This window comes from Nonomuraea aridisoli (assembly GCF_003236395.1).
GTDB lineage: Bacteria > Actinomycetota > Actinomycetes > Streptosporangiales > Streptosporangiaceae > Nonomuraea > Nonomuraea aridisoli.
The window spans coordinates 21,163-46,836 of the sequence record NZ_POUD01000037.1; the positions used below are offsets into that span (position 1 = coordinate 21,163).

The following is a 25,674-nucleotide window of genomic DNA, read 5'->3' on the forward strand; positions in this document are numbered from 1 at the left end:
AAAGGTTTAGTGCAACTGTTTGCAGTCTTGAAGGAGCCTCCCACGGTGAGCAGAGTCCTCGTCACCGGAAGCGCCGGACGCCTCGGCCGCAGCGTGGTCACCACTCTCGCGGCGGCCGGGCACGAGGTCATCGGTGTCGACCGCGCCCCGGGCACCCCCGCCGAGGCCGCCGTCGCCTTCCCGGCCGACCTGACCGACACGGGTGAGGCGTTCGAGGTGATGGCGAGGTTCCGGCCCGAGTCGGTGATCCACCTGGCCGCCATCGCGACGCCGTTCAGCGCCCCGGAATCGGTCATCTTCAAGGTCAACACGCGGCTCGCGTTCAACGTGTGCGAGGCGTCGGTGGCCCTGGGGGTGGCGGGCGTGGTGGTGGCCAGCAGCCCCACGGTCATCGGGTACGGCGCGCCGGGCGGCTGGGCGCCGTCGTACCTGCCGATCGACGAGGAGCACCCGGTCCGGCCGTGGAACGCCTACAACCTGTCCAAGGTGGTGGCCGAGCAGACCATGAAGGCGTTCGCCGCGGCGGGGAGCACCCGCATGGCGGCGGTGCGGCCGTGCTTCGTCATCCCGCCCGAGGAGTGGGCGGGGGCGCCCACGCAGTCGGGTCACACCGTGCGCGAGCGGCTCGACCGGCCGGAGCTGGGCGGGGTGTCGCTGTTCAACTACATCGACGCCCGCGACGCCGCCGAGCTGATCGCCGTGCTCGCCGAGGCCCTGCCCGACGTGCCGAACGGCGAGGTGTTCTTCGCCGGCGCGGCCGACGCGCTGGCCAGGAAACCCCTGGCCGACCTGCTCCCCCAGGTCGTGCCCGGCACCGAGCCGTTCGCGGCCGGGCTCACCGGCACCCTGCCGGCCTTCTCGACCGCCAAGGCGACGCGCCTGCTCGGCTGGCGACCCCGGCACAGCTGGCGCTCCGAACTCAAGGATGAGAGCGAATGAATCTCAGCGGTGTGCTGTTCTTCCCCGTGACCCCGTTCGACGCGGGCGGCGCGCTGGCCGGCGACGTGCTGGCCGAGCACGTCCGGCGGGGCATGGAGCACGGTCCGGGCGGCGTGTTCGCGGCGTGCGGCACGGGCGAGTTCTCGGCCCTGTCGGAGGCGGAGCACGCGCGGGCCGTCCGGGTGGCCGCCGAGGCGGTGGGCGGCCGGGTCCCGGTGTTCGCGGGCGCGGGCGGGCCGCTGGGGACGGCGCTGAACCAGGCGCGGGCCGCGCGCGAGGCGGGCGCCGACGGGCTGCTGCTGATGCCGCCGTACCTGGCGCAGGGGCCGGGCCACGGGCTCACGGAGTACGTGCGCGCGATCGCCGCCGAGCTGCCGGTGATCGTCTACCAGCGCGGCTCGGTGGTGCTCGACCCGGACGCCGCCGTGGAGCTGGCCGGCCTGCCGGGGGTCATCGGGCTCAAGGACGGCGTGGGCGACATCGACCGCGTGCAGCGGATCGTGCTGGAGGTGCGCGAGCGGTACCCGGACTTCCTGTTCTTCAACGGCCTCCCGACGGCCGAGCTGACCATGCCGGCCTACCGGGGCATCGGCGTGCGGCTGTACTCGAGCGCGGTCTTCGCGTTCGCCCCCGAGATCGCGCTGGCGTACCTGAACGGCGACGAGCGGCTGCTGACGGAGTTCTACGCCCCGCTCGTCCGCCTGCGCGCCAAGGTCCCCGGCTACGCGGTCTCGCTGGTCAAGGCGGGCGTCCGGCTGCGCGGCCTCGACGTGGGCAGCGTCCGGCCCCCGCTGGCCGAGCTCACCGACGAGCACCTGGCGGAGCTGGAGGCGCTGATCAAGACCGGCCTGGAACTGGTCTCATGATCGTCGATCTGCGGACTGAGTTGCGCACGGCCGCGCTGCCCCGGCCGTGGGGTCCCGACGTGCCGTACAACCACGTGGTCGTCACGCACGTCACGCTCAAGGACGGCCGCGTCGGTACGGGTTTCGCGTGGACGCCGCAGATCGGCGCGCACGCCGTACGGGCGCTGCTCGACCACGACCTGCGCGCGGCGCTGATCGGCCTGCCCGCGCACCCCGAGGTGGTGTGGGACCGGCTCTGGCGGCACGTGCGCGAGGCCGGCCCCGGCGGCCTCACCACGATCGCGCTGGCCGGGATCGACCTCGCGCTGTGGGACCTGCGCTGCGGCGAGCAGGGCCTGGCCGACGCTCTGGGGCGGCGGCGCGACGAGGTGCCGGTCTACGGCAGCGGCGTCAACCTGCACTACTCGCTGGACGAGCTGGTCGAGCAGGCCCGGCGCTGGGTGGCCGCCGGTTTCCGCGGTGTCAAGATCAAGGTGGGCCGGCCCGACCTGGCGCAGGACGTCGAGCGGGTGGCCGCGGTGCGCGAGGTGATCGGGCCCGACCGGCTGCTGATGATCGACGCGAACCAGCGGTGGGACCTGCACCGGGCGCGGCGGGCGATCGCCGCGCTGCGCGCGTTCGACCCGCACTGGATCGAGGAGCCGCTGCCGGCCGACGACGTGGCCGCGCACGTGGAGCTGCGCCGCTCGATCGACGTGCCGGTCGCGGTCGGCGAGAACGTCTACACCGCCTACGGCTTCCGCGACCTGCTCGCGGCGGGCGCGTGCGACGTGGTGCAGCCGAACGTCGTGCGGGTCGGCGGCATCACGCCGTTCCTGCGGATCGCCGAGCTGGCCAGGACGTACGACGTGCCGGTCTACCCGCACCTGCTGAGCGAGGTGTCGGGCCAGCTGGCCCTGGCCCTGCCGCTGCCGGTCATGGTCGAGGACGTGGAGGACGCCTCGTTCGCCCGGCTGGGGCTGCTGGCGGAGCCGTACCCGGTGGAGGTCGCCGGAGGCGTGCTGCGCGCGGGCGGGCACGCCGGGCTCGGGCTGCGGTGGTCGTGATGGCGCCGGTGAAGGTCGTGCTGGCGGGCGCGCAGGGCCACGGGCAGCACCATTTACGCAACCTGCGCAGGCTCACCGGCCTCGGCGTGGCCGAGCTGGCCGGGATCTGCGACCTGCGCCCGGTGGAGGTGGACTTCGCCGCGCCGTTGCAGTCGTCCGACCTGGGCGAGCTGGTCGAGAAGACCGGCGCGCAGGTCACGATCGTCTGCACGCCGATCCACACGCACGCCGACCTCGCGGTGGCGGCGCTGCGGGCCGGCTCCCACGTGCTGCTGGAGAAGCCGCCCGCGGCCACGCCCGAGGCGCACCGCAGGATCGCCGAGGCGGCGGCGGAGACCGGGCGGGCCTGCCAGGTCGGGTTCCAGTCGCTGGGCTCGGCGGCCGTCCCGGCGCTGCGCGAGCTGATCGCCGGTGGGAGCCTGGGGAAGGTGCGCGGCATCGGCGGCGCGGGCGCATGGGTGCGGCCCTCGGCCTACTTCACCCGCTCGCCGTGGGCGGGCCGGCGCCGCCTCGACGGCGTGGACGTCGTGGACGGCGCCCTGACCAACCCGTTCGCGCACGCCGTCGCCACCGCGCTCGCGCTGGCCGACGGCCCCATTACGGAGATCGAGACCGAGCTCTACCACGCCTTCCCGATCGAGTCGGACGACACCTCATGCGTGCGGATCCGGCTGGCGGACGGGCTCGTGATCACGATCGCGGTGACGCTCTGCGCCAAGGAGCGGCACGAGCCGTACCTCGTCGTGCACGGCGAGCGGGGCACGGCCACGCTCGTCTACACCGAGGACCGGCTGACGGTCGAGCTCGCCGACGGCTCGCGCACGACCACCGTGCACGAGCGCACCGACCTGCTGGAGAACCTGATCGACCACGTCCGCACGGGCGCGGACCTGCTGGTCCCGCTGGCGGCCACCGAGACGTTCACCCAGGTGCTGGACGCCGTGCGGCTGGCCCCCGAGCCGGTGCCGATCCCCGAGCGGCACCAGGTCGTCGAGCAGGACGCCGCCGGCGAGGTCGTGGGCCGGCTGCTGCCCGGCGTGGCCGAGCTGACCGCGCGCAGCGCGCGGGAGCTGGCCCTCTACTCCGAGCTGGGCGCGCCGTGGACGCGGGTGGAGCTGCTGGTGGCGGGTGCGCCGGTGGCGGCGTACGAGTGGCGTCCCGACCTGCCGGCGACCGACTCGCCGCGGCCGTACCTGCACGACGTGCGCACGCTCGGCGGCGTGGCGGTCACCGAGGTCCGGCCGCCCGACCACGTGCACCACCTGGGCGCCGGGGTGGCGATCGCCGACCTCGGCGGCGTGAACTTCTGGGGCGGCCGCACGTACGTCAAGGACCGGGGGCCGACCTGGCTGGACGACCACGGCATGCAGCGGCACGTGGCCTTCACCCGGCTGGCGGACGACGGCTTCACCGAGCACCTGGAGTGGCTCGGCCCCGGCGGCCGGCCGATCGCCCGCGAGGAGCGCACGGTCGTGGCGCGCCCGTTCGGCGAGGCGTGGGCGCTGGACTTCGCGTTCACGCTGACGAACCTCACCGGCGCTCCCCTGACCGTCCGGAGCTCGGCCACCAAGGGGCGGCCGGGCGCCGGTTACGGCGGCTTCTTCTGGCGCGCCCCCGGCACCTCGACCGACCGCGTCACGCTCCCCGGGGACGAGCGGGCCGTGCACGGCAGCCGGGGACCGTGGGTGGCGATGTCCGGGACCACGCCGCGGGGGCGGGACTGGACGCTCGTCTTCGTCCAGGCCGACGGCGACCCGTGGTTCGTCCGGGCGGCGGAGTATCCGGGGGTCGGGCAGGCGCTGGCGTGGGACGCTCCGCTGGTCGTGGAGACCACGCTGACCAGGCGCGTCGTCACGGTCGTGGCGGACGGGCGGCTGGGCGAGGAGGAGGTTTCCGCCCTGGCGGCCAACGTGAGACTCTAAATCGGCATAAATCGTAAAATAATAGGGGTCGCGTTGATCGTCTACGGCGGTGACTACAACCCGGAGCAGTGGCCGGAGGAGACCTGGGCCGACGACGTCCGGCTGATGCGCGAGGCCGGCGTCACCCACGTCAGCCTCGGCATCTTCTCCTGGTCGCTGCTGGAGCCGGACGAGGGCGTGTACACCTTCGACTGGCTCGACCGCGTCATGGACCTGCTGGCCGGCGGCGGCGTCAAGGTCTTCCTGGCGACGCCGACCGCCTCCCCGCCGCCGTGGTTCGGCCACCGTTACCCCGAGGCGCTGCCCGTCGACGCCGACGGCCGCCGGTTGTGGCACGGCAGCAGGCAGGCGTTCTGCCCCAGCTCGCCGATCTACCGCGACAAGGCGCTGGCCATCGCCGAGCGGCTCGGCCGCCGCTACGCCGGTCACCCGGCGCTGGCGATGTGGCACGTGCACAACGAGTACGGCTGCCACAACGCCCGCTGCCACTGCGACGCCTCCGCCGCCGCCTTCCGCGCCTGGCTGATCGACCGCTACGGCACGCTCGACGCGCTCAACGACGCCTGGGGCACCGCGTTCTGGTCCCAGCGCTACGGCGACTGGGAGCAGATCCTGCCGCCCCGGATCACCCCCAGCTTCACCAACCCGGCCCAGCAGCTCGACTTCCGCCGGTTCAGCTCCGACGCGCTGCTGGCCCTCTACCGCGCCGAACGCGACCTGCTGCGCGAGCTCGCGCCCGGCGTCCCGGCGACCACGAACTTCATGGGCGGCTCCCACTGGGACATCGACTACTGGTCGTTCGCCCAGGAGGTGGACGTCGTCTCCACCGACCACTACCTGGTCGGCGCGGACCCGGAGTCCCACGTCGACCTGGCCTTCGCCGCCGACCTCACCCGCTCGCTCGGGCGCGGCCGGCCGTGGCTGCTCATGGAGCACTCGACCAGCGCGGTCAACTGGCAGGGCCTCAACCGCGCCAAGCGGCCGGGCGAGATGCACCGCAACTCCGTGCAGCACCTGGCCAGGGGCGCCGACGGGATCATGTTCTTCCAGTGGCGGGCGTCGCGGGCCGGGGCCGAGAAGTGGCACTCGGCGATGGTGCCGCACGCGGGCACCGGCACCAAGGTCTGGCGTGAGGTCGTCGCCCTCGGCGAGCTGCTGCGCGAGGCGTCCGACGTGGCGGGCAGCACGGTCGAGGCGGACGTGGCGATCCTGCTCGACTGGTCGAGTCTCTGGGCCCAGGACCACCCGGCCCAGCCCACCGACCTGCTCAAGCCGGTCGAGGAGATCAAGCGCTGGCACGCCGAGCTGTGGCGGCGCGGCGTCACCTGCGACCTGGCCCACCCCGAGTCCGACCTGTCCGGCTACCGCCTGGTGCTGGTGCCCGCGCTCTACCTGGTCAGCGACGCGGGCGCGGCGAACCTCGAACGCTTCGTCGAGGGCGGCGGCGTCGCGCTCGTCGGGCCGTACAGCGGGATCGTGGACGAGCACGACCGGGTCCGGCTGGGCGGCTACCCGGGTGTCTGGCGCGACCTGCTCGGGGTGACGGTCGAGGAGTTCTTCCCGCTGGAGGCGGGCGAGACGGTCCCGCTCGCGGGCGGCGGCGCCGGCACGGTGTGGAGCGAGGTCGCCCACGCCACCACCGCCGCCGTCCTGGACGCGTACGCCACCGGCGAGCCGGCCTGGACCCGCGGCGAGGCCGGCCGGGGCGCGGCCCACTACCTGACGACGCTCCCCGCCGACGAGGCACTGGCGCGGGTGCTGGCCGCGGTCTGCGCGGAGGCGGGCGTGGCCACCACCGACACGCCGGGCGTCGAGCTGGTACGCCGCTCCCACCCCGACGGCCGCTCGTTCCTGTTCGCCGTCAACCACACCGACGCCGACGCGACCGTCAAGGCGACCGGCACGATCCTCGACGGCACCCCGGTGGACGGCCGCCTGGCCGTCCCCGCGGGCACGGCAAGAATCGTCCGCGAACGACGCTGATCACAACACGCTGGACAGGAACGCCTTCGTGCGGGGGTGCTTGGAGGCGGCGAGCAGGTCGGCCGGGGGGCCCTGTTCGACGACCACGCCCTCGTCGAAGAAGGTCAGGGTGTCGCCGACCTCGCGGGCGAAGCCGATCTCGTGGGTCACCACGACCATGGTCATGCCGTCGAGGGCGAGCTTCTTCATCACCTCCAGCACCTCGTCCACGAGCTCCGGGTCGAGTGCGGAGGTCGGCTCGTCGAAGAGCATGAGCGTGGGGCTCATGGCCAGCGCCCTGGCGATCGCGACCCGCTGCTGCTGCCCGCCGGACAGCTGGTGCGGGCGTTTGTGCGCGTGGTCGGCCAGCCCCACCCGGGCCAGGTGTTCCATGGCCAGCTCGCGGGCCTGGTCGCCGGGCATCCCCGCGACGTGGATCGGCGCGCAGGCGACGTTGTCGAGGGCGCTCTGGTGGGCGAAGAGGTTGAACCGCTGGAAGACCATGCCGATCTTCGTCCGGAACTCCGCGAACCGTTTCGGCGTCCAGGGGTGGTACTTCCCGTCGCGCAGCGTGTGGCCGACCTCCTCCCCCAGCACCCGCAGGCTGCCGCCGAGCACCGGCTCCAACCCGTTCACGCAGCGCAGGAACGTGGACTTGCCCGACCCCGACGGGCCGATGACGCAGCTCACCTCGCCGGGAGCGACGCTGAAGTCGACACCGCGCAGCACCTCGGTGTCGCCGTAGCTCATGCGCACGCCGCGGGCGAGCACGACGGGTTCGCCGGTCATCGGGTCACCTCCGGCTTCGGCTGGCGGGGCAGCACCCGGGCGGCCAGGCCGCCGCCGCGCACCAGCCGCACGGCGTCGGAGCCGAAGCGCCGCTCCAGCCTGCCCTGCAGGAACGTGGCGACGGCGGTCATCAGCATGTACCACAGGCTCGCCACGATCAGCAGCTCCATGATCAGGTTGTTGGCCTTGTAGATCTGGCTGGCATTGGTCATCAGGTCGTGCCCGGCGACGACGTAGACCAGCGAGGTGGTCTTCAGCATCGAGATGAACTCGTTGCCGGTGGGCGGGATGATGATCCGCAGCGCCTGCGGCAGCACGATCACCCGCATGCGCTTGCCGGGCGTCATGCCCAGCGCGTACGCGGCCTCGGTCTGACCCCGGTCGACGGCCTGGATGCCGGCGCGCACGGTCTCGGCGAAGTACGCCGCGAGGTTCAGCCCGAGCCCGAGCATCGCCGAGGTGAACCCGGTCATCACCTGGTTGGTGTCCCACTTGAGCCCGATCATGGTGAACGGGATCTTCAGGATCAGCTCGGGGAACAGGAACGCCAGGTTGTACCAGAAGATGAGCTGCACCAGCACGGGCGTGCCGCGGAAGAACCAGATGTAGAGCGTGGCCAGCCACTGCAGCACCGGGTTGTGCGACAGCCGCATGACGGCCAGGAACACGCCGAGCACCAGGCCGAGCACGGTGGCCAGGATCGAGATCTCGATGGTGACCACGATCCCGCTGAGGATCAGCGGGTCGAACAGGTAGTGCAGGACCGCGCCCCAGTCGAGCCGGGGGTTGGCCACGACGAGGCCGACCAGCCAGCCGCACACCGCCAGCGCGATCAGCCCGGCCAGCCACCGCCCCCAGTGCCACGTCCGCGCGACCGGGACCGCCTCTCCGGACGGGCCGATGATCGGTTCGGTGCGCATCACTCGCCGCCGTTGATGACCGGAGCCTCGATCGCCAGCTCCTCCAGGCCCCAGGCGGCGAGGATCTTGCCGTACTCGCCGCTGTCGATGAGCGCGGCGAGCGCGTCGTGGACGGCGTCGATCAGCGCCTTGTTGTCGGGACGCAGCGCGATGCCCCACAGCGCCTCGGTGCCGTCGATGGGCAGCGCCTCCGTCTCCGTCTTGGGGTCGGCGGCCTTGTACGCGGCGACCACGTAGTCGGTGATGTTGGCCTGCGCGCGACCGTTGGTGACCTGGAGCAGCGCCTCCTGGTCACCGGCGAACTTGAGGATGTCCAGGCCCTTCTCGCCGTTCTTCTCGCACGTGGCGTGGGTCTCCTCGGCCAGCGCCAGCGAGGAGCCGTTGTCGACCACGGAGACCGTCCTGCCGCACAGGTCGGCGGGGGTCTTGATGCCGTCGGGGTTGCCCTTCGCGATCACCATCCCGGCGCCCGCGTTGAGGTAGTCGACGAAGGTGACCTTCGTGCGCCGCTCGGCGGTGTCGGTGACCGACGACATGAGGATGTCGTAGCGGCCGGTGATGATGCCGGGGATCTGGGAGTTGAACTCCTCGTCCGTGATGTGCAGCGGGACGCCGAGCTTCCTGGCGAGGGCGCGGCCCAGCGACGGGTCGAGCCCGATCGCGGTCGTGCCGTCGGAGCCGATCATGTTCATCGGCGGGTAGCCGAGCGAGGTGGTCATCTTCAGGCCCTCGGACCTGATGTCGGCGGGCAGCCTGGCGTTCAGCGCGGGGTCGGCCGCGATCGCGTTGATCACCGCGGCGGCCTTGTCCTCGGCCGGCGCCTGGACCTGCGCGGCCGGCCGCGCGCTCTGGCTCGCGGGGGCGGCCGGGTCGGCGGTGAGCGGCTGGGCGCCGCACGCCGTACCGGCCAGACCGGCGAGCAGCACGGGGATGACGATCCGGATCTTCAAGGTGGGGGGTCTCCTTAGGGGATCGTGTCAGATCGTTTCAGGGGAATCGCTGCCAGCGGATCTCGCCGCCGACGACGGTGGCCAGGACCTTGGTGCGGGCGATGGCGTCGAGGTCGGACGCGAAGGGGTCGGTGTCCACGGCGACGAGGTCGGCGAGCCGCCCGGGGGTGAGCAGGCCCTTGCGGCTCTCCTCCCCCGCCGCGTACGCCGCGCCGAGGGTGTGCGCGCGCAGCGCCTCGCCGACGCTGAGCCGCTGCTCCGGCTGCCAGCCGCCGGGCGGCGTGCCGTCCGGCCTGGTCCGGGTCACCGCGGCGTGCAGCGCGGCGAACGGGTTCGGGTGCTCGACCGGCGCGTCGGAGCCGAAGGCCAGCGGGACGCCCGCGTTCAGCATCGTGCGCCAGGCGTAGGAGGCGAGGTCCTGCCCGGCGAGCAGGGCCGCCACCAGGTCCATGTCGCTGGTGCAGTGGACCGGCTGCATGGAGGCGACGACGCCGAGCCGGGCCATCCTGGTGATGTCCTCGCGGCGGACGTGCTGCGCGTGCTCGATGCGGAACCGCAGGCCCGGGGGCAGCCCGGCCTCCTCGTAGGCGTCCACGACCAGCCGGTTGGCCCGGTCGCCGATGGCGTGCGTGGCCACCGCGATCCCGGCGCCGGCGGCGGTGCGGATCAGCTTCACCAGCTCGTCGTACGGCGTGACGGCGATGCCGTGGTTGCCCTCGTCGCCGGCGAACCCCTCGATCATGTGGCAGGTGTGCGAGCCGAGCGCCCCGTCGCTGAACAGCTTCACCGGGCCGGTGCGGAACCAGTCGTCGCCCTCACCGGTGCGGCGGCCCTCCTCGACGGCGGCCTCCAGGTGCTCGGCCGGGATCGCCTTGTGCACCCGCAGCTTCAGCTCGCCGGCGTCGTGCAGTCGCAGGTAGGCGGCGCGGCAGTCCTCGCCGTCGATGTCGTGCACGCTGGTCAGGCCGAGCGCCAGCAGGTCCTCCTGGGCGGCGCGCAGCTCGTCCACCAGGTCGCCCGCCGTCATCAGGTCGCGCAGCGGGTACGACGCCGACTCACGCAGGATGCCGGTCGGCTCGCCGTGCTCGTCGCGGACGATCTGGCCGCCCACCGGGTCCGGGGTGGCGCTGTCGACGCCGACCATGCGCAGCGCGAGCGAGTTGGCCCACACGGTGTGGCCGTCCACGCTCGGCAGCGCGGCGGGCCGGTCCGGGCAGACCGAGTCGAGCGCGTGCCGGTCCGGCTGCACCGGCCGCTCCCACTGGTTGCTGTTCCACCGCCCGCCGAAGAGCCAGGCCCCGGGTGACAGGCGGGCGGCGTGGGCGGCGATCGCGGCCAGCGCCTCCTCCAGCGAACGGGCGTGGCGCAGGTCGACCTGGCTGCGTTCGCGGGCGTAGTTGGCGGTGTGGATGTGGGCGTCGTACAGGCCGGGGATGACGGCGGCGCCGTCGAGGTCCACCAGCTCGGCACCGGCGCCGGTGGCGGCGCGCACCTCGGCCTCGGTGCCGACCGCGATGATCTCCTCGCCGTCCGCGGCCAGCGCCTCGGCCGGCGGGCGGGCGGGGTCACCGGTGTGGATGCGGGCGTTCCTGAAGACGCGGATGGTCATGCGGGCCTTTCCCTCGAACGGTGGCATCACTGTAAAGCGCCTCACACTAAAGTCTGAAGCGGGTGATATACGACATTCCATGCTCCTGAGGTGAAGGAATTCTTATGCTCAAGCCGGAACACCTGAGGACGCTGACCGAGGTGATCCGGCGCGGCTCCTTCGCCGCCGCCGCCAACCGGCTCGGCTACACCGCCTCCGCGGTCTCCCAGCAGATGGCCGTGCTGGAGCGGAAGACCGGGGTGCGGCTGTTCCACCGCTCGGCCCGCAGGGTGCTGCCGACCAGCGCGGCCGAGGTGATGGCGCGGCACGCCGCGATCGTCCTGGCCGACATGGACCGGATGCTCGCCGCCGTGGAGCGGACGCACCGCGACGCCGAGCAGGAGATCAGGCTCGGGGTCTTCCCCAGCTTCGGCCTGAACGTGCTGCCCGGCCTGCTGCGCCGGATGGAGCCGGAGGACCGCGCGGGCTTCAGGGTGTCGGTGGCCGAGCCGTCGCAGCTCATCCCCGGTCTCGGCGTCGGCGGCGAGCTGGACGCGGCGATCGTCTACCAGGTGGGCGACTCCGGCCTGTCCTGGCCGTCGTCGGTGCGGCGGCGGTGGCTGGCCGAGGACCCGTTCAAGGTCGTGCTGCCCCGTTCGTGGCCCAGCCTGGCGCCGTACGAGGTGGGGCAGCTCGTGGACCTGCCGTGGATCATGCACCACCCGGCCAGCAGCGACGCGTCCGTCCTGGACGGCGTCTTCGCCCGCTGGGACCTGCACCCGCGCGTGGTCGGCCACTCCGACGACCTCAGCGCGACGCTGGCGATGGTCGGCGCGTCGCTGGGCGCGGCGCTCGTCCCCGAGCTGGCGTTGCGCGGCCGGCCGGATGACGTCGTCGTGGCCGACGTGCCGTGGCTGAACGTCAGCCGCAACATCTTCGCGCTCTACCTGCCCGACCGCGAGACCGCCCGGCTACGCCTGCTGTTCGACGGCCTGTTCGGCGGCACGGTCGGCGGCACGGTCGACGGCACGGTCGACGGCAGGGTCGGCGCCTGACCGGGTGGACTTGAGCAGCCGCAGCGCGCCGCGCGACAGGGCCACCAGGATGTCGGCGGCCTCGCCGAGGTCGGGGTAGCGGCCCTCCAGGTGGCCCATCGCGAGCGCGTTGGTGGCGGCGTTGATGCCGTCGGCGATCATCTCCAGGCGGCGCCGGTCGCGTTCGTCGTCGGCGGTGTAGCCGAGCGCGGCCAGGTCGGCGGCGTGGTGCTCGCGGTAGGCCGCCGCCGTCTCGGCCGCGAACTCGCGCAGCGAGGACGACGGGTCGTGCCGGGCCCTCAGCTGGATGCGCAGCAGCTCGGGATGCCGGCAGATGGCCTCCAGCGGGATGCGGAACGTCTCGCGGTGGCGTTCGAGGTCGTCGGGGTGCTCGCGAGCCTGGCGCCGCGCCTCGCGCATCTCCTCGCGCAGCCGTGCGCCGCCCTCCTGGGCGAGCACCCTGAGCAGTTCCTGCCGGTCCTTGAAGTGCACGTAGAAACTGGACTGCGCGATGCCGGCGGCCTTGGCGACCTTGACCGTCGTCAGGCCCGCCTCGCCCTCGGCGTCGAGGATGGCCAGCGCGGCGCGGATGAGCTTGCGCCGGGTCTGGTCCTTGGCCTCGCTCCTGCTGAGCTGTGTGCTGGTCACGGCAGTGCTCTCCCTCCATCGACCCCCGGAGCAGAACGCCTCCGGGAACGTGGCGGAGGCGCTGACGGGCCTACGTTCGCTTCCTGGAGGCCGCCACAACCATGTCTACGCCACCGCGAGTCCGGCACGGCTCCGATCCGCGTCAAGCTCCGCGAAGTCGACCACCCGGACTCACCTCAGCCCGCCATCGGTATGACCTTGCTGCACGGTACCCCATCGCCGTAGTCCGGCGCCTTCGAGCGGGAAGCGGCACTCCAGCACCTGTCCAGGCTGCGGTCGCCGGGCTGCCCGGCCGGGCACGTGCGGCGACCGGCGAGGGCAGGACTCCTGATCTCCGCCGGACGCCCGGTGCCGACGGAGCATTCATCTTCGCGACGCCCGCTGCTCATCAGAACGATCTATGTTCCGGATGCCCCCCGAACCGGCACATGAGGAAGCAGGCATGTTCCTGAACCGAGCCATCACCACCGTGTCAGCGACCGCGATCGTCTTGGCGGCCCTCTCGGCGCCCGAGGTGACGGCCAACGCCGCCACCGCCACGTTCGCCGCCGTGGCGGACACGTACGTCGACAACAGTGCGACAGGCACCAACTACGGCGCCTCCGGCCAGCTCGGCGTCGACAATTCACCGATCAAGCGCATGTTCCTGCGCTTCACTGTGTCCGGCGTCTCCGGCACGGTCAGCTCGGTCAAACTGCGCGTCCACACCGACAACGTCAGCGGCGCCGAGAGCGGCAGCGGCGGCACCTTCCGCGCCATGAGCAACACCACCTGGTCCGAGACCGGCACCACGTGGAACAACCAGCCGGCCATCGACGGTGCGACGCTCGGCTCGATCGGCGCCGTGACCGCCAACTCCTGGTACGAGATCGACGTGACGTCGTACGTCAAGGGCAACGGCACCTACAGCATCGGCGTCACCTCCACCAGCACCGACGGCGCCGACTACGACTCCCGGGAGAGCGGGAGCTCGACCGCGCCCCAGCTCGTGGTCACGACCGGCACCACCACGCCTCCCCCGGCCGGCGACGTGCTGGTGGGCGCGGGCGACATCGCCGACTCCGGCTCCGGCGACAGCGCCACCGCCGCGCTGCTCGACAACATCCCCGGCACCGTGTTCACCCTGGGTGACAACGTCTACAGCAACGGCACCGCCTCCGAGTTCGCCAACTACTACGCCCCGACCTGGGGACGGCACAAGGCGCGCACCCGGCCGGTGCCCGGCAACCACGACTACAACACCTCGGGCGCGAGCGGCTACTACGGCTACTTCGGCTCGTCGGCCGGCGACCCGGTCAAGGGCTACTACTCCTACAACATCGGCAGCAACTGGCACGTCATCGTGCTGAACTCCAACTGCTCGGCCGTGAGCTGCGCCAGCGGCTCGGCGCAGGTCAACTGGCTGCGCTCCGACCTGGCCGCCAACAACCGGCCGTGCACCGTCGCCATGTGGCACCACCCGCGCTACACCTCGGGCGCCAACCATGCGCCCAACACCTCGGTCGCGCCGTTCGTGCAGGCGCTGTACGAAGCCGACGCCGACCTCATCCTGACCGGCCACAACCACCAGTACGAGCGCTTCGCCCCGATCAACCCCTCCAACCAGCGGGACGACGCGAGGGGCATGAGGCACTTCGTGATCGGCTCCGGCGGCGCCGGCCACTACGGGTTCGGCACGATCCTGCCCAACAGCGAGGCCCGCAACAGCGACACCTACGGCGTGCTCAAGCTCACCCTGAGCGCGAGCAGCTACACCTGGCAGTTCGTCCCGCAGGCCGGCAAGACCTACACCGACAGCGGCACGACAAACTGCCACTGACATGTACCTGACCACTCTCGACCGGGGCGGGGTGCGTACCCTCGGCCGGGTCAGCGGCACCGTGCTCGCTCTGGGCACGGTCAGCCTCATCACGGACGTCTCGGCCGAGATGGTGACGGCGATCCTGCCTCTGTACCTCGTCGCCGGGCTGCAGTTCAGCCCGGCGGCGTACGGGGTGATCGACGGCGTCTACACCGGCGCCACCGTGCTGCTGCGTCTGGCCGGCGGCTACATCGCCGACCGGATCTCCCGGCTGAAGGCCGTCGCGGGCGCCGGGTACGCGATGTCCGCCCTGGCCAAGCTCGGCCTGCTGGCGGCCGGGGCCTCCGGGCCGCTGATCGGGCTCGCGCTCACCGTCGACAGGGCGGGCAAGGGTCTGCGGACCGCGCCACGCGACGCGTTGATCACCTTGGCGACACCGGCCGAGCACCTTGGCCGGGCGTTCGGGGTGCACAGGACCATGGACGCGGCCGGCGCCTTCCTCGGACCGCTGGTGGCGCTGGGCGTGCTGGCGCTGTCTGGGCAGACGTACGAGCCGGTGTTCGTGGCGAGCTTCTGCGTGGCGGCGCTCGGCGTGCTGGTCCTGGTGCTGTTCGTGCCCAGCGACCGGGCGCCCCGCCCCGGCGTCACCCGTACTCCCGGCTCCGGCCTCGCCCGGGCTCTCGGCTCCGGCCTCGCCCGGGCTCCCGGCTCCGGCGTCGCCCGGGCTCCGGGCGAGGCGGCGGAGGCGCGGGCCGGCCGGGTGACGCTGCGCGCGGCCGCGCGGCTGGCGCGCGGGCGGCTGCTGCCCGCCGCCTGCGTACTCGGCCTGGTGACCATCGGCGACGGGTTCGTCTACCTCGTGCTGCAACGGCGGGCCGAGCTGGGGCTCGGCTGGTTCCCGTTGCTGGCGGTCGGCACCAGCCTCGCCTACCTGGCGTTGTCCGCGCCGCTCGGCAGGCTCGCCGACCGGATAGGCAGGTCCACGGTCGTGCTCGGCGGGATGGCCGCGCTGGCCGGCGTGTACCTGCTGCTCTGGAGCCCACTCGGCGGGCCGCCCCTCATGGTGCTCGTGGCGGCCCTGTACGGGGTCTTCTACGCGGCCACGGACGGCGTCCTCATGGCCGTGGCGGGCACGGTCTTCCCCGCCGAGCTCCGGGCGACCGGGATGGCGCTGGTCCAGAGCGGGCAGGCGGCGGCGTACGTCGTCTCGTCGGTGCTGTTCGGCCTGGCCTGGCAGGCGTGGGGCACCGGTGTGGCGTGCCTGGCCGCGGCAGTGGTTGCCGTCCTCGCCCTTCCCCTCATGGCCGTCCTTCTGCGGAGGCGCGTGTGAGTTCTCTCAGCCGACGGGCACGGTTGCTCGTCACCATCGTGGCGGCGGTGCTCCTGGCCGGTTTCGCGACCGGGTACGCGGTGCTCGGCCGGCACCACCCCCGGCAGGCGAGCACCGGACCGGTGCCGGGCCCGGCTCTGATGGTGCTGTCCAACGGCCAGCTGTCCACGGTGGCCGCGGCCGATCCCCGCGGCCCGCGCGAGGTGACGGAGGTGGCGTGCGACCGCGTCCACGCAGCCGCCGCGACCGTCGCCTGCCTGGAGCCGGTGGGCGCGCTCAGCGCCACCCGCCTGGTCGTCATGGACCAGCGGTTGCACGAGCGCCAGAGGGTGCCGCTCACCGGCTTCCCGAACCGGCTGCGCGTGTCGCCCAGCGGCCGGATGGTCGCCTGGACCCTGTTCCTGGACGGCCACTCCTACGCCACGACCGGGTTCGCCACGCAGGCGGGCGTCCTGGACACGCGGACAGGGAAGCTCGTGACCTCCCTGGAGGACTTCGCGATCACACGGGACGGGCGGCCGTACCGGAACGTGGACGCCAACTACTGGGGCATCACCTTCGCCGCCGACGACAACCGCTTCTACGCCACCCTCTCCACCGACGGCCACCGCTACCTCGTGGAGGGCGACCTCGCGGCGAAGACCGTGCGGACGGTGCGCGACAACGTCGAATGCCCCTCTCTGTCGCCGGACGGCACCAGGATCGCCTACAAGTCCGCCGTGGACGGCGACCCCGCCAAGGGCTGGAGGCTGTCGGTCCTCGACCTGGCCTCAGGCACGATCAACCCCACAGCCGAGACGCGCAGCGTCGACGACCAGGCCGTCTGGCTCGACGACCGGACCCTCGCCTACGCCCTGCAGACCAGTGACGGCACGAACGACACCTGGTCCGTGGCCGCCGACGGCACCGGCGCGCCGCGCCTGCTCGTACCGGGCGCCAACTCGCCGTCCCCGCTTCGGCGCTGACCGCGGGCGGACCAGCGGCGGCTGCCCGGCCGGACGGTGAGGCGGTCGGCGTCGGGCACGAGCCGGGCGAGCAGCTGACAGCCGCCCAACATCTTGGCCTGCGGCACTTGTGCGGTTTTTCACCGATAGTACTATCGGTGAAATTGCTCTCGGGGGATCTACCGGGAGGAGGCGTAGATGCGACGCTGGAAGACCGCAGCCGCCCTGCTGGTCGCCGCGACCGTGATGGCGGCGTGCAGCGGGCAACGTCCGGTCGAGAATCCGCAGGCCAGCACGGCGCGCGGCGCTACGGGACCGACTCAGGGCGGACGCCTGGTGTACGGGCTCAGCGCCGACGGCAACGGATTCAACCCGATCACCGACCAGTTCGCCGTCCAGAGCTACAGCATGACCACCCCGATCATCGAACCCCTGGTGAGCGTGGACGCGGGCGGCGACTGGAAGCCGTACCTGGCCGAGTCGCTCACCCCCAACGAGACGTACGACGAGTGGACGATCAAGGTCAGGTCGGGCATCTCCTTCTCCGACGGCACCGCGCTGACCGGTGAGATCGTCAAGAGCAACCTGGAGGCGCAGAAGGCCTCGCCGCTCACCGCGGCGGCGCTGGCGCCGGTGACCGCGATCGAGCTGGCCGACCCGATGACCGTACGCGTCCAGCTGCGTCAGCCGTGGGTCGCCTTCCCCTACCAGCTGTCCGCCCAGATCGGCATGATCGTGCCGCCGTCCTCGCTGGCCGACCCCAAGGCGGCCAGCCTCAAGCCGGTGGGCACCGGGCCGTTCATCTTCAAGGAGTACGTGCCGGACAACCGCATGGTCGTCACGCGCAACCCCGGCTACTGGCGCAAGGGCCTGCCGTACCTGGACGAGATCGAGTTCCGCATCCTGCCCGACAGCCAGACCCGGGCGCAGACCCTCGAATCCGGCGGCATCGACGCCATGGGCACCAACCGCGACGAGGACGTCACCAAGTTCGGCGCCCTGAAGGACGCCTACACCGTGCACCGCGCGGAGGGCATGTCGGTGGCCGAGTACGTCTTCCTGCTCAACACCGCCGCGGCGCCGCTCGACGACGTGCGGGTCCGCAGGGCGCTGGCCCACGCCCTCGACCGCGACACCATCATCAAGACCCTGCGCGGCGGCCTCAACGAGCCGGCCGACGGGCCGTGGTCGAAGGACTCCGAGTGGTACGTCGACGGCGGCTATCCCGGCTACGACCTGGCCAAAGCCACCGCACTCGTCCAGGAGGTCGAGGCGGCCAAGGGCCCGATCCGCTTCGAGACGATCTCCACCCCCGACCCCAACACCATGCAGCTCGTCGAGCTGTGCCAGGACATGTGGCGCAAGGCCGGCATCGAGGTGTCGATCCGGCAGGCCGACCAGGCCGACCTGATCAACCGGGCGCTCACCGGCGACTTCCGCGCCACCGTGTGGACGTCGTTCTCCGCCGCCGACCCCGACGGCGAGTACAACGCGCTGCACCAGGCGTTCTCCCGGCCGCTCGGCGAGATCTCGCTCAACCCCACCAGGCTCAAGGACAAGGAGCTGAGCGACGCCCTCGACGCCGGCCGGATCACCCCGGACGAGGCCGCGCGCAAGGAGGCGTACGCGACCGTGCAGCGGCGGCTGCGCGATCAGATGCCGATCCTGTTCATCGACCACCTCAACACCGGGTCCGTGATCGCCAAGAGCAAGGTGCGCGGCATCGGCGAGCACACGCTGCCCGACGGTGAGAAGGGCCGGCCGCTGACCGGCTCGCCGATCCCGTACCACCCGTTCGCCCAGGTCTGGGTCACCGAACGATGATCATCCTGCACCGGCTGGTCCGGCTCGTGGTGGTGCTGCTCGTGGTGACCTTCCTGTCGTACGCCCTGCTCAACCTGCTGCCCGGCGACCCGGTCACGCAGATCCTGGGCATGTCGGCGACGGAGGAGAGCCGCGAGCAGCTCCGCCGGGAGCTGGGGCTGGACCAGCCCCTCGTCGTGCGCTACCTCGACTGGCTCGGCGGGCTCCTCACCGGCGACTTCGGCGAGTCGTACATCACCCGGATGTCCGTCGGCGCCGAGCTGGCCGAACGCCTGCCGGTCACCCTGGAGCTGCTGATCGCCGCGGAGATCGTCGCGCTGGGCCTGGCCGTGCCGCTGGGCGTGGCCGCCGCCCGCCGCGCCGGCCGCGGCCTGGACCAGGCGCTCACCGCGCTCAGCTTCGCGCTGCTGTCGACCCCCGTGTTCGTGCTCGGCGTGCTGCTGATCCTGATCTTCGCGGTGACCTGGAACGTGCTGCCCGCGACCGGCTGGACCTCGCTCTCCGTCGACCTCGGCTGGAACCTCACCTCGGTCATCCTGCCCGCGGTCACGCTCGGCTGCGGCCAGCTCGCGGTGTACGCGCGGCTGCTGCGCACCGACCTGATCGCGACCCTCCAGGAGGACTACATCGTCCTGGCCCGCGCCCGCGGCCTGTCGCCCCGCCGCATCATGTGGCGGCACGCGCTGCGCCCGTCCGCGATCAGCCTGATCACCGCGATCGGGCTCAACATGGGCGCGCTCATCGGCGGCACTGTGATCATCGAGACGCTCTTCGGCCTGCCGGGCATCGGGCGGCTCATCGTCGACTCCATCTTTTCCCGCGACTACCTGACGGTGCAGGGAGGCGTCGTGCTCATCTCGGTCGGCTACGTGGTGGTCAACTTCGCGGTGGACGTCGTGTACGCCGCCGTCGATCCCAGGATCCGGCGTGCGTAGGCGGCTCGGGATCGGCTTCTGGCTCGCCGTCGGCTGGATCGGGGTGGTGCTGCTCGCCGCCCTCCTGGCCGACCTGCTGCCGCTGTACCGCTATGACGAGACGCTGGCCGGGCCGCCGCAGACGGGGCCGAGCTGGGAGCACCCGCTCGGCACCGACGGCCTCGGCCGCGACGTGCTGAGCCGGATCGTGTACGGCGCCCGCGTCTCGCTCGGCGTCGGCGTCGGCGCCGTCCTGCTCGGCCTGCTCATCGGCGCCCCGCTCGGCATCCTGGCCGGTTACCGGCGGCGGGCCGCCGACGCGATCATCATGGCGGTCAACGACGTGGCGCTGGCGTTCCCCGCGCTGGTGTTCGCCCTCGCCGTGGTGGCCTTCGCCGGGGCCAGCCTGCGCAACGTGCTCATCGTGCTCGCGGTGCTCGGGGTGCCGGCGTGGGTCCGGCTCGTCCGGGGCGCCACCCTCTCCTTCGCCGAACGGGAGTTCGTGCTGGCCGCACGTGTGCTCGGCACCCGCGACCGGCGCATCCTGTGGCGGGAGATCGTGCCGAACGTCGCGATGCCGGCGGCGTCGTACGCGTTCATCGGCATGGCCGTGGTCGTCGTCGCCGAGGGCAGCCTGGCCTTCCTCGGCCTGTCGGTGCAGGCGCCCACGCCCACCTGGGGCGGCCTGATCAACGAGGGCCGCACGCTCATGGAGACCGCGCCGCACGTCGTGCTCGTGCCCTCGGTCGTCATGTTCCTGACCGTGCTCTCGTTCAACCTGGTGGGCGATCGGCTGCGCGCGCTGACCGACGTACGGGAGAGCGGCCTGGAGCCGGTGCGCCAGGTGACCGTCTCCCCGATGCCGGTGGCCGAGCACCAGGTCCGCGACACGCTGCTGCAGGCCGAGGACGTGCGCACCCACTTCGTCACCCCGCGCGGCCTGGTCAAGGCCGTGGACGGCGTCTCCTTCACCCTCGAACGCGGCAGGACCCTGGCCATCGTCGGCGAGTCCGGGTCGGGCAAGTCGATGCTGATCCGCTCGATCCTCGGCCTGCTGCCCGGCAGCGCCGTCAGGGGCGGCAAGGTCTACCTGTCGGGCGAGGACCTGACCGCGCGCACCCCCGCCGAGATGCGCTCGGTGCTCGGGCCCCGGCTCGGCACCGTGTTCCAGGACCCGATGACCGCGCTGAACCCGGTGCGCACCATCGGCACGCAGGTCACCGAGCCGCTGCGGGTGCACCTCGGCCTGGGCCGCAAGGAGGCCCGCGCCGAGGCCGTGCGGCTGCTGGCCTCGGTGGGCATCCCCGATCCCGTGCGCATGTTGGGCCGCTACCCGCACCAGCTGTCGGGCGGCATGCGGCAGCGGGTGACGATCGCGATGGCGCTGTCGTGCGGGCCCGACGTGCTCTTCGCCGACGAACCGACGACCGCGCTGGACGTCACCATCCAGGACCAGGTGCTGCGGCTGCTGCACCGGCTGCGCGAGGAGCACCACATGGCCGTGGTGCTGGTCAGTCACGACCTGTCCGTGGTGGCCCGCTGGGCGGACGAGGTCATCGTCATGTACGCCGGCAAGGTCGTCGAACGCGGGCCGGCCGCCGAGGTGTTCCGCCGGCCGCGGATGCCGTACACGCAGGCGCTGCTCCAGGCGGCGCCCCGGCTGAGCGACCCGGTGCACCACCGGCTGCGGGAGATCCCCGGCCGGCCGCCGGACCTCGTCGACCTGCCGCCGGGCTGCTCGTTCCGGCCGCGGTGCGCGTACGCGCGGGACCGGTGCGGGCAGGAGGCCCCGCCGCTGGTCAACGGCAGCGGCCACCAGTACGCCTGCTGGTACCCGCGTCCCATCGAGACGGCCATCGCGGAAGGGGCTGAGAGCAGTGGCAGGTAGCGGGAAGGCCCACCTGCGTCCCCGTGACGAGGTGCTGCTGCGGGTGGAGGATCTGGTCGTGGAGTTCCCCGCGGGCCGCGGCCGCACCGTGCGCGCGGTCTCCGGGGTGAGCTTCGACCTGGCGCGCGGCGAGACGCTCGGCATCGTCGGCGAGTCGGGCTGCGGCAAGTCGAGCGCGGCGCGGGCGCTCGTCCAGCTCCCGCCGCCCCGCTCGGGCTCGGTACGGCTCGACGGCCGCGAGCTGACCACGCTGCGCGGGGAGGCGCTGCGCCGCACCCGCCGGCAGCTCCAGATGATCTTCCAGGACCCGATCTCCTCCCTCAACCCCCGCCGCCGCGTCCGCGAGATCGTCGGCGAGGGCCCCCGCGTGTGGAACCTGCCCGGCGACCGCGTGGACGAGGTGCTGGAGGCGGTCGGCCTCGACCCCGCGACCGCCGCGGTACGCCGGCCGCACGAGTTCTCCGGCGGGCAGTGCCAGCGCATCTCGATCGCCCGGGCGCTGATCCTCGACCCGGAGGTGGTGATCTGCGACGAGCCGGTCTCCGCGCTGGACGTCTCCGTGCAGGCCCAGATCCTCGGCCTGCTGGAGGACCTCAAGGCGCGTTACCGGCTCACGCTCGTCTTCATCGCCCACGACCTGGCCGTGGTCAAGAACGTCAGCGACCGCATCATGGTGATGTATCTGGGCAAGGTGTGCGAGCTGGCGCCGAGCGCCGACCTGATCAGCCGGCCCGCGCACCCGTACACGCGGGCCCTGATCGCCTCGATCCCCGACGGCGGGCTCGACCTGCCGCCGTCCGACACCCTGATCAGCGGCGAGCCGCCGTCGCCGGTCGACCCTCCGTCGGGCTGCCGGTTCCGTACGCGCTGCCCGCGGGCGCGGGAGCGGTGCGCCGCCGAGGAGCCGCAGATCCGGCAGGTGGGCGAGGACCACTGGCTGGCCTGCCATTTTCCGGCGCTGCCGGACCCAGAACCACCCGTTGAAGACAGCAACAAGGAGTGACCGCCAGCATGGCCATCGATTTCACCCTCGCCCCGGAGCACGAAGAGATCCGCAAGCGGGTCCGCGCCTTCATCCAGGGCACCGTCGCCCCCGCCATGGAGGAGGTCGGGGAGGGCGACCGCGAGGCGTACCTCAAGACCATCTTCGGCCTGCGCAAGCAGGCCAGGGCCGAGGGCCTGTGGCTGCCGCACATGCCGAAGGAGTGGGGCGGCATGGGCCTCGGCCACGTCGAGCTGGCCATGGTGCAGTCGGAGGCGGCCAAGACCCGCATCGGGCCGTGGGTGCTCAACTGCCAGGCTCCCGACGAGGGCAACATGCACACGCTGCTGCACTGGGCGACGGACGAGCAGAAGGAGAAGTACCTGCGTCCCCTCCTGGAGGGGACGAAGTCGTCCTGCTTCGCCATGACCGAGCCCGAGGTGGCGGGCTCCGACCCCACCCTGATCCGCACGGAGGCCGTCCGCGACGGCGACGAGTGGATCATCAACGGCCACAAGTGGTTCATCTCCAACGCCCGCCGCGCGAGCTTCGCCATCCTCATCGCGCGGACGGAGAAGGACGTGCCGGAGGGCTCGCGCGGCGCCAACACCGCCTTCCTCGTGGACCTGCCCTCGCAGGGCTGGAACGACGTCCGCGAGGTCGAGACGATGCACGGCTCCACCGGCCACAGCGAGATCGTCATCAAGGACCTGCGCCTGCCCGACAGCCAGGTGCTCGGCGGCCGGGGCAACGGCCACCGCCTCGGGCAGTACCGGCTCGGCCCGGCCCGCCTGGCCCACTGCATGCGGTGGATCTCACAGGCGGAGACGGCGCTCGACATGATGGTCGACCGGGCGCTCAACCGCTACAGCCACGGCTCGCTGCTGGCCGAGAAGCAGGGCATCCAGTGGCTGATCGCCGACTCGGCGATGGAGCTCTACCAGTGCAAGCTGATGGTGCTGCACGCCGCTTCCAAGATCGACAAGGGCGAGGACTTCCGCACGGAGGTCTCGATGGCCAAGCACTTCGTCGCCAACAGCCTCAACCGGATCGTGGACCGGGCGATCCAGGTGCACGGCGCCCTCGGCTACTCGACGGACACGCCGCTGGCGAACATGTTCCAGCACGCCCGCTGGGCCCGCTTCGCCGACGGCGCCGACGAGATCCACCAGATGCGCATCGCCGAGCGCACGATCGCCGCCTACCGCGCCACCGGCTCCACCAGCTCCGCCACCGGCGACCTGCCCCTGTAGCCAGAGCCGCGTCCCCCGGCCGGCGCGGCGCCGGGGGACGCCGGCCGCGAGGGCTCAGGCGGCGATCGGCGACCAGAGGTCGTCGATCGCGCGTTCCGCCGCCGCGAGGCTCTGCTCGGCCAGCGGGATCAGGGGCGTCATGGCCGGGGTCGTCCTGGCGAGGGTGAGCTCGGCCTCGATGAAGCGCGGCTCCAGGCCGGTGATCGCCAGCCCGTGCGGGAACCATGGGAGGGCGTGGTCCCATCCTTCGCGGGGCGCGCCCGGGCCGTAGCCGCCGCCCCGGGTGGCGAGCACGACGAACTCGCGCCCGCCGAGCCGCCCCTCCTGGGTCTCGGGGTCGAAGGCCAGGCCGGGGGCGATGAGGTGGTCGACCCAGGCCTTCACACTGCTCGGCGCGCCGTAGTTGTACAGCGGCAGGCCCAGCACGATCGTGTCGGCCGCCTTCACCTCCTCGACCAGCACCTGGGTGAGCTTCCAGGACTCGGCCTGGGCCGGCGTGTGCTGCTCGGGCGGCAGCAGCCGGGCCAGGCCGCCGGCCTCGTCGAGGTGGGGAAGAGGGTCGGCGCCCAGGTCGCGGTAGGCGACGGTGCCGTCGGGGTGCGCCGCGCGCCAGGCGGCCACGGCCCGGGCGGTGAGCCGGCGGCTGACCGAGTGGCCGCCCTGGATGCTCGCGTCGATATGCAGCAGGTGAGGCATGCTGTTTAGTCCTTCATGAATCGTTTGTGTTGCACCAATGATTAGCGGCACGGGGATAGAACGTCAACTCGGTTAGGCTTGTTCCATGACGTCGCTGCCCGTGGTCAACCAGCCGGTGCACCGGTCGGGCGCGCTGCTCGACCACCTCGCGCGTCGCATCCGCACGCGCAGCGAGGCGGTGCTCGCGCCGCTCGGCCTGCGGCCTCGCCACCTCATCGCGCTGACGGTGCTGCGGGCCCGGGGAGGCATCACCCAGCAGGCGCTCAGCACCACCCTCGAGATGGACGGCACCAACGTCGTCAGCCTGCTCAACGAGCTCGAGGCCGAGGGGCTCATCGAACGGCGGCGCTCGCCCGAGGACCGCCGCCGCCATGTCGTCGAGCTCACGCAGGCCGGCGTGGAGCGGCTCGCGAAGGCCGAGTTCGTGCTCGCCGCGGTCGAGGACGAGGTGCTCGCCGCGCTCGACGACAACCACCGCGAGCAGCTCTACCACCTGCTCGTGCAGGCGGTCGAGGGCCACGGCACGATCTGCCCGCCCGACGACGAGCCGGCCACCTGACGCGCCGGCGCGCCCGCGGTCAGACGGGCGTCCGGGGCGCGGGCAGCGGCACGATCTCGCGCTCGTAGTAGGTCCGGAGGTCCTCGCCCATCGCGAACAACTTGTCCAGCTCGCCGCGGCAGGCGTCGATCACCTCGGGGTCGTCGATCCGCCGCGCCCCGCTGTGGGCGCCGCGGGAGTCGTACGTCACCTCGTACATGACCGTCGTGCCCAGCACCACGAGCTCCGGCAGGCGGCGGCTGCCCTCCAGGTCGAGCACCTCGGCGGCGTCGAGGACGCGCACCTGCTCGGCGCTCCCCCCGCGCAGCGCCAGGACGTGCATCTCCCACCGCAGGTAGGGCGTGACCGGCCGCTCGACGACACGGATGCGCCGGCACGGAAAGCGGCGCACCGGGCGGCCGTCGCCGATCAGCTTGACGGACCGGTCCCAGTCGCTCTCCCGCGCCGGCGCCCGGCTCTCGTGAAAGCCCTGGACCCGCTCCAGCTTCCAGAAAACGCCGTCGATTTTCCGGAACTCCGGCCAGAAATCGTCGAGATATTCCTCCGCACTCAGCAAGACACCTGATATCTCGTGAATGCGCTCCAGCATAAGGAATGTCCCTCGTCGGCCACGGACGGCCCGCATCTCGGCCGCCTATTTTCGCAGGTCAACCACTACCTATCACCGAAAAGCCACCATTGTCGAGCCACCTGCGGCCGCGCCGGGCGAATATCGCCGAGCCCGAGCGCGGATTTCTCCATGCCCCCGGCTCCCCGCTTTCCCGTTCCCCGGGGAGAACGACCGGCAGAACACGCCAACCCCGATTCAAACCCCGGAAC

General features: G+C 72.3%; 22 protein-coding genes. 15 read left to right on the plus strand and 7 right to left on the minus strand.

What is annotated here, in order from left to right; translation table 11 throughout:
* The first annotated feature begins 45 nt into the window (after positions 1 to 45).
* From C1J01_RS11910 to C1J01_RS11930, 5 genes are read left to right on the plus strand one after another with little or no spacing between them, the layout of a single operon-like run.
* The gene (locus tag C1J01_RS11910; RefSeq protein ID WP_111179002.1) at positions 46 to 939 is read left to right on the plus strand and encodes an NAD-dependent epimerase/dehydratase family protein; all 894 of its coding nucleotides are present in this window, start codon (positions 46 to 48) and stop codon (positions 937 to 939) included.
* The gene (locus tag C1J01_RS11915; protein WP_111179003.1) at positions 936 to 1,805 is read left to right on the plus strand and encodes a 5-dehydro-4-deoxyglucarate dehydratase; all 870 of its coding nucleotides are present in this window, start codon (positions 936 to 938) and stop codon (positions 1,803 to 1,805) included. The genes C1J01_RS11910 and C1J01_RS11915 overlap by 4 nt, the downstream gene beginning before the upstream one ends.
* Positions 1,802 to 2,851 (plus strand): mandelate racemase/muconate lactonizing enzyme family protein, encoded by a 1,050-nt coding sequence (locus tag C1J01_RS11920; RefSeq protein WP_111179004.1) that lies wholly within the window; start codon positions 1,802 to 1,804, stop codon positions 2,849 to 2,851. Before C1J01_RS11915 ends, C1J01_RS11920 begins: the two co-directional genes overlap by 4 nt.
* Positions 2,851 to 4,773: a DUF6807 family protein gene (locus C1J01_RS53455; protein ID WP_111179005.1), complete on the plus strand. Its 1,923-nt coding sequence runs from the start codon at positions 2,851 to 2,853 to the stop codon at positions 4,771 to 4,773. The genes C1J01_RS11920 and C1J01_RS53455 overlap by 1 nt, the downstream gene beginning before the upstream one ends.
* A 33-nt stretch (positions 4,774 to 4,806) precedes the next feature.
* Positions 4,807 to 6,756: a beta-galactosidase gene (locus C1J01_RS11930; protein WP_235854389.1), complete on the plus strand. Its 1,950-nt coding sequence runs from the start codon at positions 4,807 to 4,809 to the stop codon at positions 6,754 to 6,756.
* Here the strand turns inward: C1J01_RS11930 and C1J01_RS11935 are convergent, their stop codons facing one another.
* From C1J01_RS11935 to C1J01_RS11950, 4 genes are read right to left on the minus strand one after another with little or no spacing between them, the layout of a single operon-like run.
* A complete protein-coding gene (locus C1J01_RS11935) occupies positions 6,757 to 7,524 on the minus strand; it encodes an amino acid ABC transporter ATP-binding protein (protein WP_111179007.1) in 768 nt (255 codons plus the stop codon). It lies immediately after the preceding gene.
* Positions 7,521 to 8,444 carry an amino acid ABC transporter permease gene (locus C1J01_RS11940; protein ID WP_111179008.1) on the minus strand — a complete coding sequence of 308 codons (924 nt, stop codon included), beginning with the start codon at positions 8,442 to 8,444 and terminating at the stop codon, positions 7,521 to 7,523. Before C1J01_RS11940 ends, C1J01_RS11935 begins: the two co-directional genes overlap by 4 nt.
* Complete coding sequence (locus tag C1J01_RS11945; RefSeq protein ID WP_111179009.1) at positions 8,444 to 9,394, minus strand: ABC transporter substrate-binding protein; 951 nt, start codon at positions 9,392 to 9,394, stop codon at positions 8,444 to 8,446. Before C1J01_RS11945 ends, C1J01_RS11940 begins: the two co-directional genes overlap by 1 nt.
* A 37-nt stretch (positions 9,395 to 9,431) precedes the next feature.
* The gene (locus C1J01_RS11950; RefSeq protein WP_111179010.1) at positions 9,432 to 11,003 is read right to left on the minus strand and encodes an amidohydrolase; all 1,572 of its coding nucleotides are present in this window, start codon (positions 11,001 to 11,003) and stop codon (positions 9,432 to 9,434) included.
* Positions 11,004 to 11,107: 104 nt separating this feature from the next.
* Between C1J01_RS11950 and C1J01_RS11955 the strand changes: the two genes are divergently transcribed.
* Positions 11,108 to 12,037 carry a LysR family transcriptional regulator gene (locus tag C1J01_RS11955; protein ID WP_111179011.1) on the plus strand — a complete coding sequence of 310 codons (930 nt, stop codon included), beginning with the start codon at positions 11,108 to 11,110 and terminating at the stop codon, positions 12,035 to 12,037.
* On the opposite strand, the gene C1J01_RS11960 is transcribed toward C1J01_RS11955, so the two are convergent.
* Positions 11,954 to 12,664, minus strand: coding sequence for a TetR family transcriptional regulator (locus C1J01_RS11960; RefSeq protein ID WP_181448707.1), 711 nt, complete (start codon positions 12,662 to 12,664; stop codon positions 11,954 to 11,956). The two genes, C1J01_RS11955 and C1J01_RS11960, sit on opposite strands and share 84 nt — an antisense overlap.
* Before the next feature lie 442 nt (positions 12,665 to 13,106).
* On the opposite strand from C1J01_RS11960, the gene C1J01_RS11965 reads away from it, so the two are divergent.
* The 8 genes from C1J01_RS11965 to C1J01_RS12000 all read left to right on the plus strand — a co-directional run bounded on the left by C1J01_RS11965 (position 13,107) and on the right by C1J01_RS12000 (position 23,600).
* Positions 13,107 to 14,483, plus strand: coding sequence for a CBM96 family carbohydrate-binding protein (locus C1J01_RS11965; protein ID WP_111179013.1), 1,377 nt, complete (start codon positions 13,107 to 13,109; stop codon positions 14,481 to 14,483).
* Between the two features lies 1 nt (position 14,484).
* Positions 14,485 to 15,795, plus strand: a complete 1,311-nt coding sequence (locus C1J01_RS11970) for an MFS transporter (protein WP_111179014.1) — start codon at positions 14,485 to 14,487, stop codon at positions 15,793 to 15,795.
* A complete protein-coding gene (locus C1J01_RS11975) occupies positions 15,792 to 16,760 on the plus strand; it encodes a TolB-like translocation protein (RefSeq protein ID WP_111179015.1) in 969 nt (322 codons plus the stop codon). The genes C1J01_RS11970 and C1J01_RS11975 overlap by 4 nt, the downstream gene beginning before the upstream one ends.
* Before the next feature lie 177 nt (positions 16,761 to 16,937).
* The gene (locus C1J01_RS11980) at positions 16,938 to 18,563 is read left to right on the plus strand and encodes an ABC transporter substrate-binding protein (RefSeq protein WP_111179016.1); all 1,626 of its coding nucleotides are present in this window, start codon (positions 16,938 to 16,940) and stop codon (positions 18,561 to 18,563) included.
* Positions 18,560 to 19,498, plus strand: a complete 939-nt coding sequence (locus tag C1J01_RS11985) for an ABC transporter permease (RefSeq protein ID WP_111179017.1) — start codon at positions 18,560 to 18,562, stop codon at positions 19,496 to 19,498. The genes C1J01_RS11980 and C1J01_RS11985 overlap by 4 nt, the downstream gene beginning before the upstream one ends.
* The gene (locus tag C1J01_RS11990; RefSeq protein WP_111179018.1) at positions 19,491 to 21,365 is read left to right on the plus strand and encodes a dipeptide/oligopeptide/nickel ABC transporter permease/ATP-binding protein; all 1,875 of its coding nucleotides are present in this window, start codon (positions 19,491 to 19,493) and stop codon (positions 21,363 to 21,365) included. Before C1J01_RS11985 ends, C1J01_RS11990 begins: the two co-directional genes overlap by 8 nt.
* Positions 21,355 to 22,368, plus strand: coding sequence for an ABC transporter ATP-binding protein (locus tag C1J01_RS11995; protein ID WP_111179019.1), 1,014 nt, complete (start codon positions 21,355 to 21,357; stop codon positions 22,366 to 22,368). Before C1J01_RS11990 ends, C1J01_RS11995 begins: the two co-directional genes overlap by 11 nt.
* Before the next feature lie 8 nt (positions 22,369 to 22,376).
* A complete protein-coding gene (locus C1J01_RS12000) occupies positions 22,377 to 23,600 on the plus strand; it encodes an acyl-CoA dehydrogenase family protein (RefSeq protein ID WP_111179024.1) in 1,224 nt (407 codons plus the stop codon).
* Between the two features lie 54 nt (positions 23,601 to 23,654).
* Here C1J01_RS12000 and C1J01_RS12005 read toward each other — a convergent pair whose 3' ends face one another.
* Positions 23,655 to 24,296 (minus strand): FMN-dependent NADH-azoreductase, encoded by a 642-nt coding sequence (locus tag C1J01_RS12005; protein ID WP_111179020.1) that lies wholly within the window; start codon positions 24,294 to 24,296, stop codon positions 23,655 to 23,657.
* 85 nt (positions 24,297 to 24,381) lie between these two features.
* Between C1J01_RS12005 and C1J01_RS12010 the strand changes: the two genes are divergently transcribed.
* Positions 24,382 to 24,855 (plus strand): MarR family winged helix-turn-helix transcriptional regulator, encoded by a 474-nt coding sequence (locus C1J01_RS12010; protein ID WP_111179021.1) that lies wholly within the window; start codon positions 24,382 to 24,384, stop codon positions 24,853 to 24,855.
* 19 nt (positions 24,856 to 24,874) lie between these two features.
* On the opposite strand, the gene C1J01_RS12015 is transcribed toward C1J01_RS12010, so the two are convergent.
* Positions 24,875 to 25,411, minus strand: a complete 537-nt coding sequence (locus C1J01_RS12015) for a DUF6879 family protein (RefSeq protein WP_111179022.1) — start codon at positions 25,409 to 25,411, stop codon at positions 24,875 to 24,877.
* Positions 25,412 to 25,674: the final 263 nt, after the last annotated feature.

Excerpts from the sequence above, each read along its gene's own strand:
- C1J01_RS11920 (WP_111179004.1), top strand. The coding sequence starts at position 1,802 with ATGATCGTCGATCTGCGGACTGAGTTGCGCACGGCCGCGCTGCCCCGG.
- C1J01_RS11980 (WP_111179016.1), top strand. The coding sequence starts at position 16,938 with ATGCGACGCTGGAAGACCGCAGCCGCCCTGCTGGTCGCCGCGACCGTG.
- C1J01_RS53455 (WP_111179005.1), top strand. The coding sequence starts at position 2,851 with ATGGCGCCGGTGAAGGTCGTGCTGGCGGGCGCGCAGGGCCACGGGCAG.
- C1J01_RS12000 (WP_111179024.1), top strand. The coding sequence starts at position 22,377 with ATGGCCATCGATTTCACCCTCGCCCCGGAGCACGAAGAGATCCGCAAG.
- C1J01_RS11915 (WP_111179003.1), top strand. The coding sequence starts at position 936 with ATGAATCTCAGCGGTGTGCTGTTCTTCCCCGTGACCCCGTTCGACGCG.
- C1J01_RS12010 (WP_111179021.1), top strand. The coding sequence starts at position 24,382 with ATGACGTCGCTGCCCGTGGTCAACCAGCCGGTGCACCGGTCGGGCGCG.
- C1J01_RS11955 (WP_111179011.1), top strand. The coding sequence starts at position 11,108 with ATGCTCAAGCCGGAACACCTGAGGACGCTGACCGAGGTGATCCGGCGC.
- C1J01_RS11940 (WP_111179008.1), bottom strand. The coding sequence starts at position 8,444 with ATGCGCACCGAACCGATCATCGGCCCGTCCGGAGAGGCGGTCCCGGTC.
- C1J01_RS11965 (WP_111179013.1), top strand. The coding sequence starts at position 13,107 with ATGTTCCTGAACCGAGCCATCACCACCGTGTCAGCGACCGCGATCGTC.
- C1J01_RS11970 (WP_111179014.1), top strand. The coding sequence starts at position 14,485 with ATGTACCTGACCACTCTCGACCGGGGCGGGGTGCGTACCCTCGGCCGG.
- C1J01_RS12005 (WP_111179020.1), bottom strand. The coding sequence starts at position 24,296 with ATGCCTCACCTGCTGCATATCGACGCGAGCATCCAGGGCGGCCACTCG.
- C1J01_RS11985 (WP_111179017.1), top strand. The coding sequence starts at position 18,560 with ATGATCATCCTGCACCGGCTGGTCCGGCTCGTGGTGGTGCTGCTCGTG.
- C1J01_RS11935 (WP_111179007.1), bottom strand. The coding sequence starts at position 7,524 with ATGACCGGCGAACCCGTCGTGCTCGCCCGCGGCGTGCGCATGAGCTAC.
- C1J01_RS11950 (WP_111179010.1), bottom strand. The coding sequence starts at position 11,003 with ATGACCATCCGCGTCTTCAGGAACGCCCGCATCCACACCGGTGACCCC.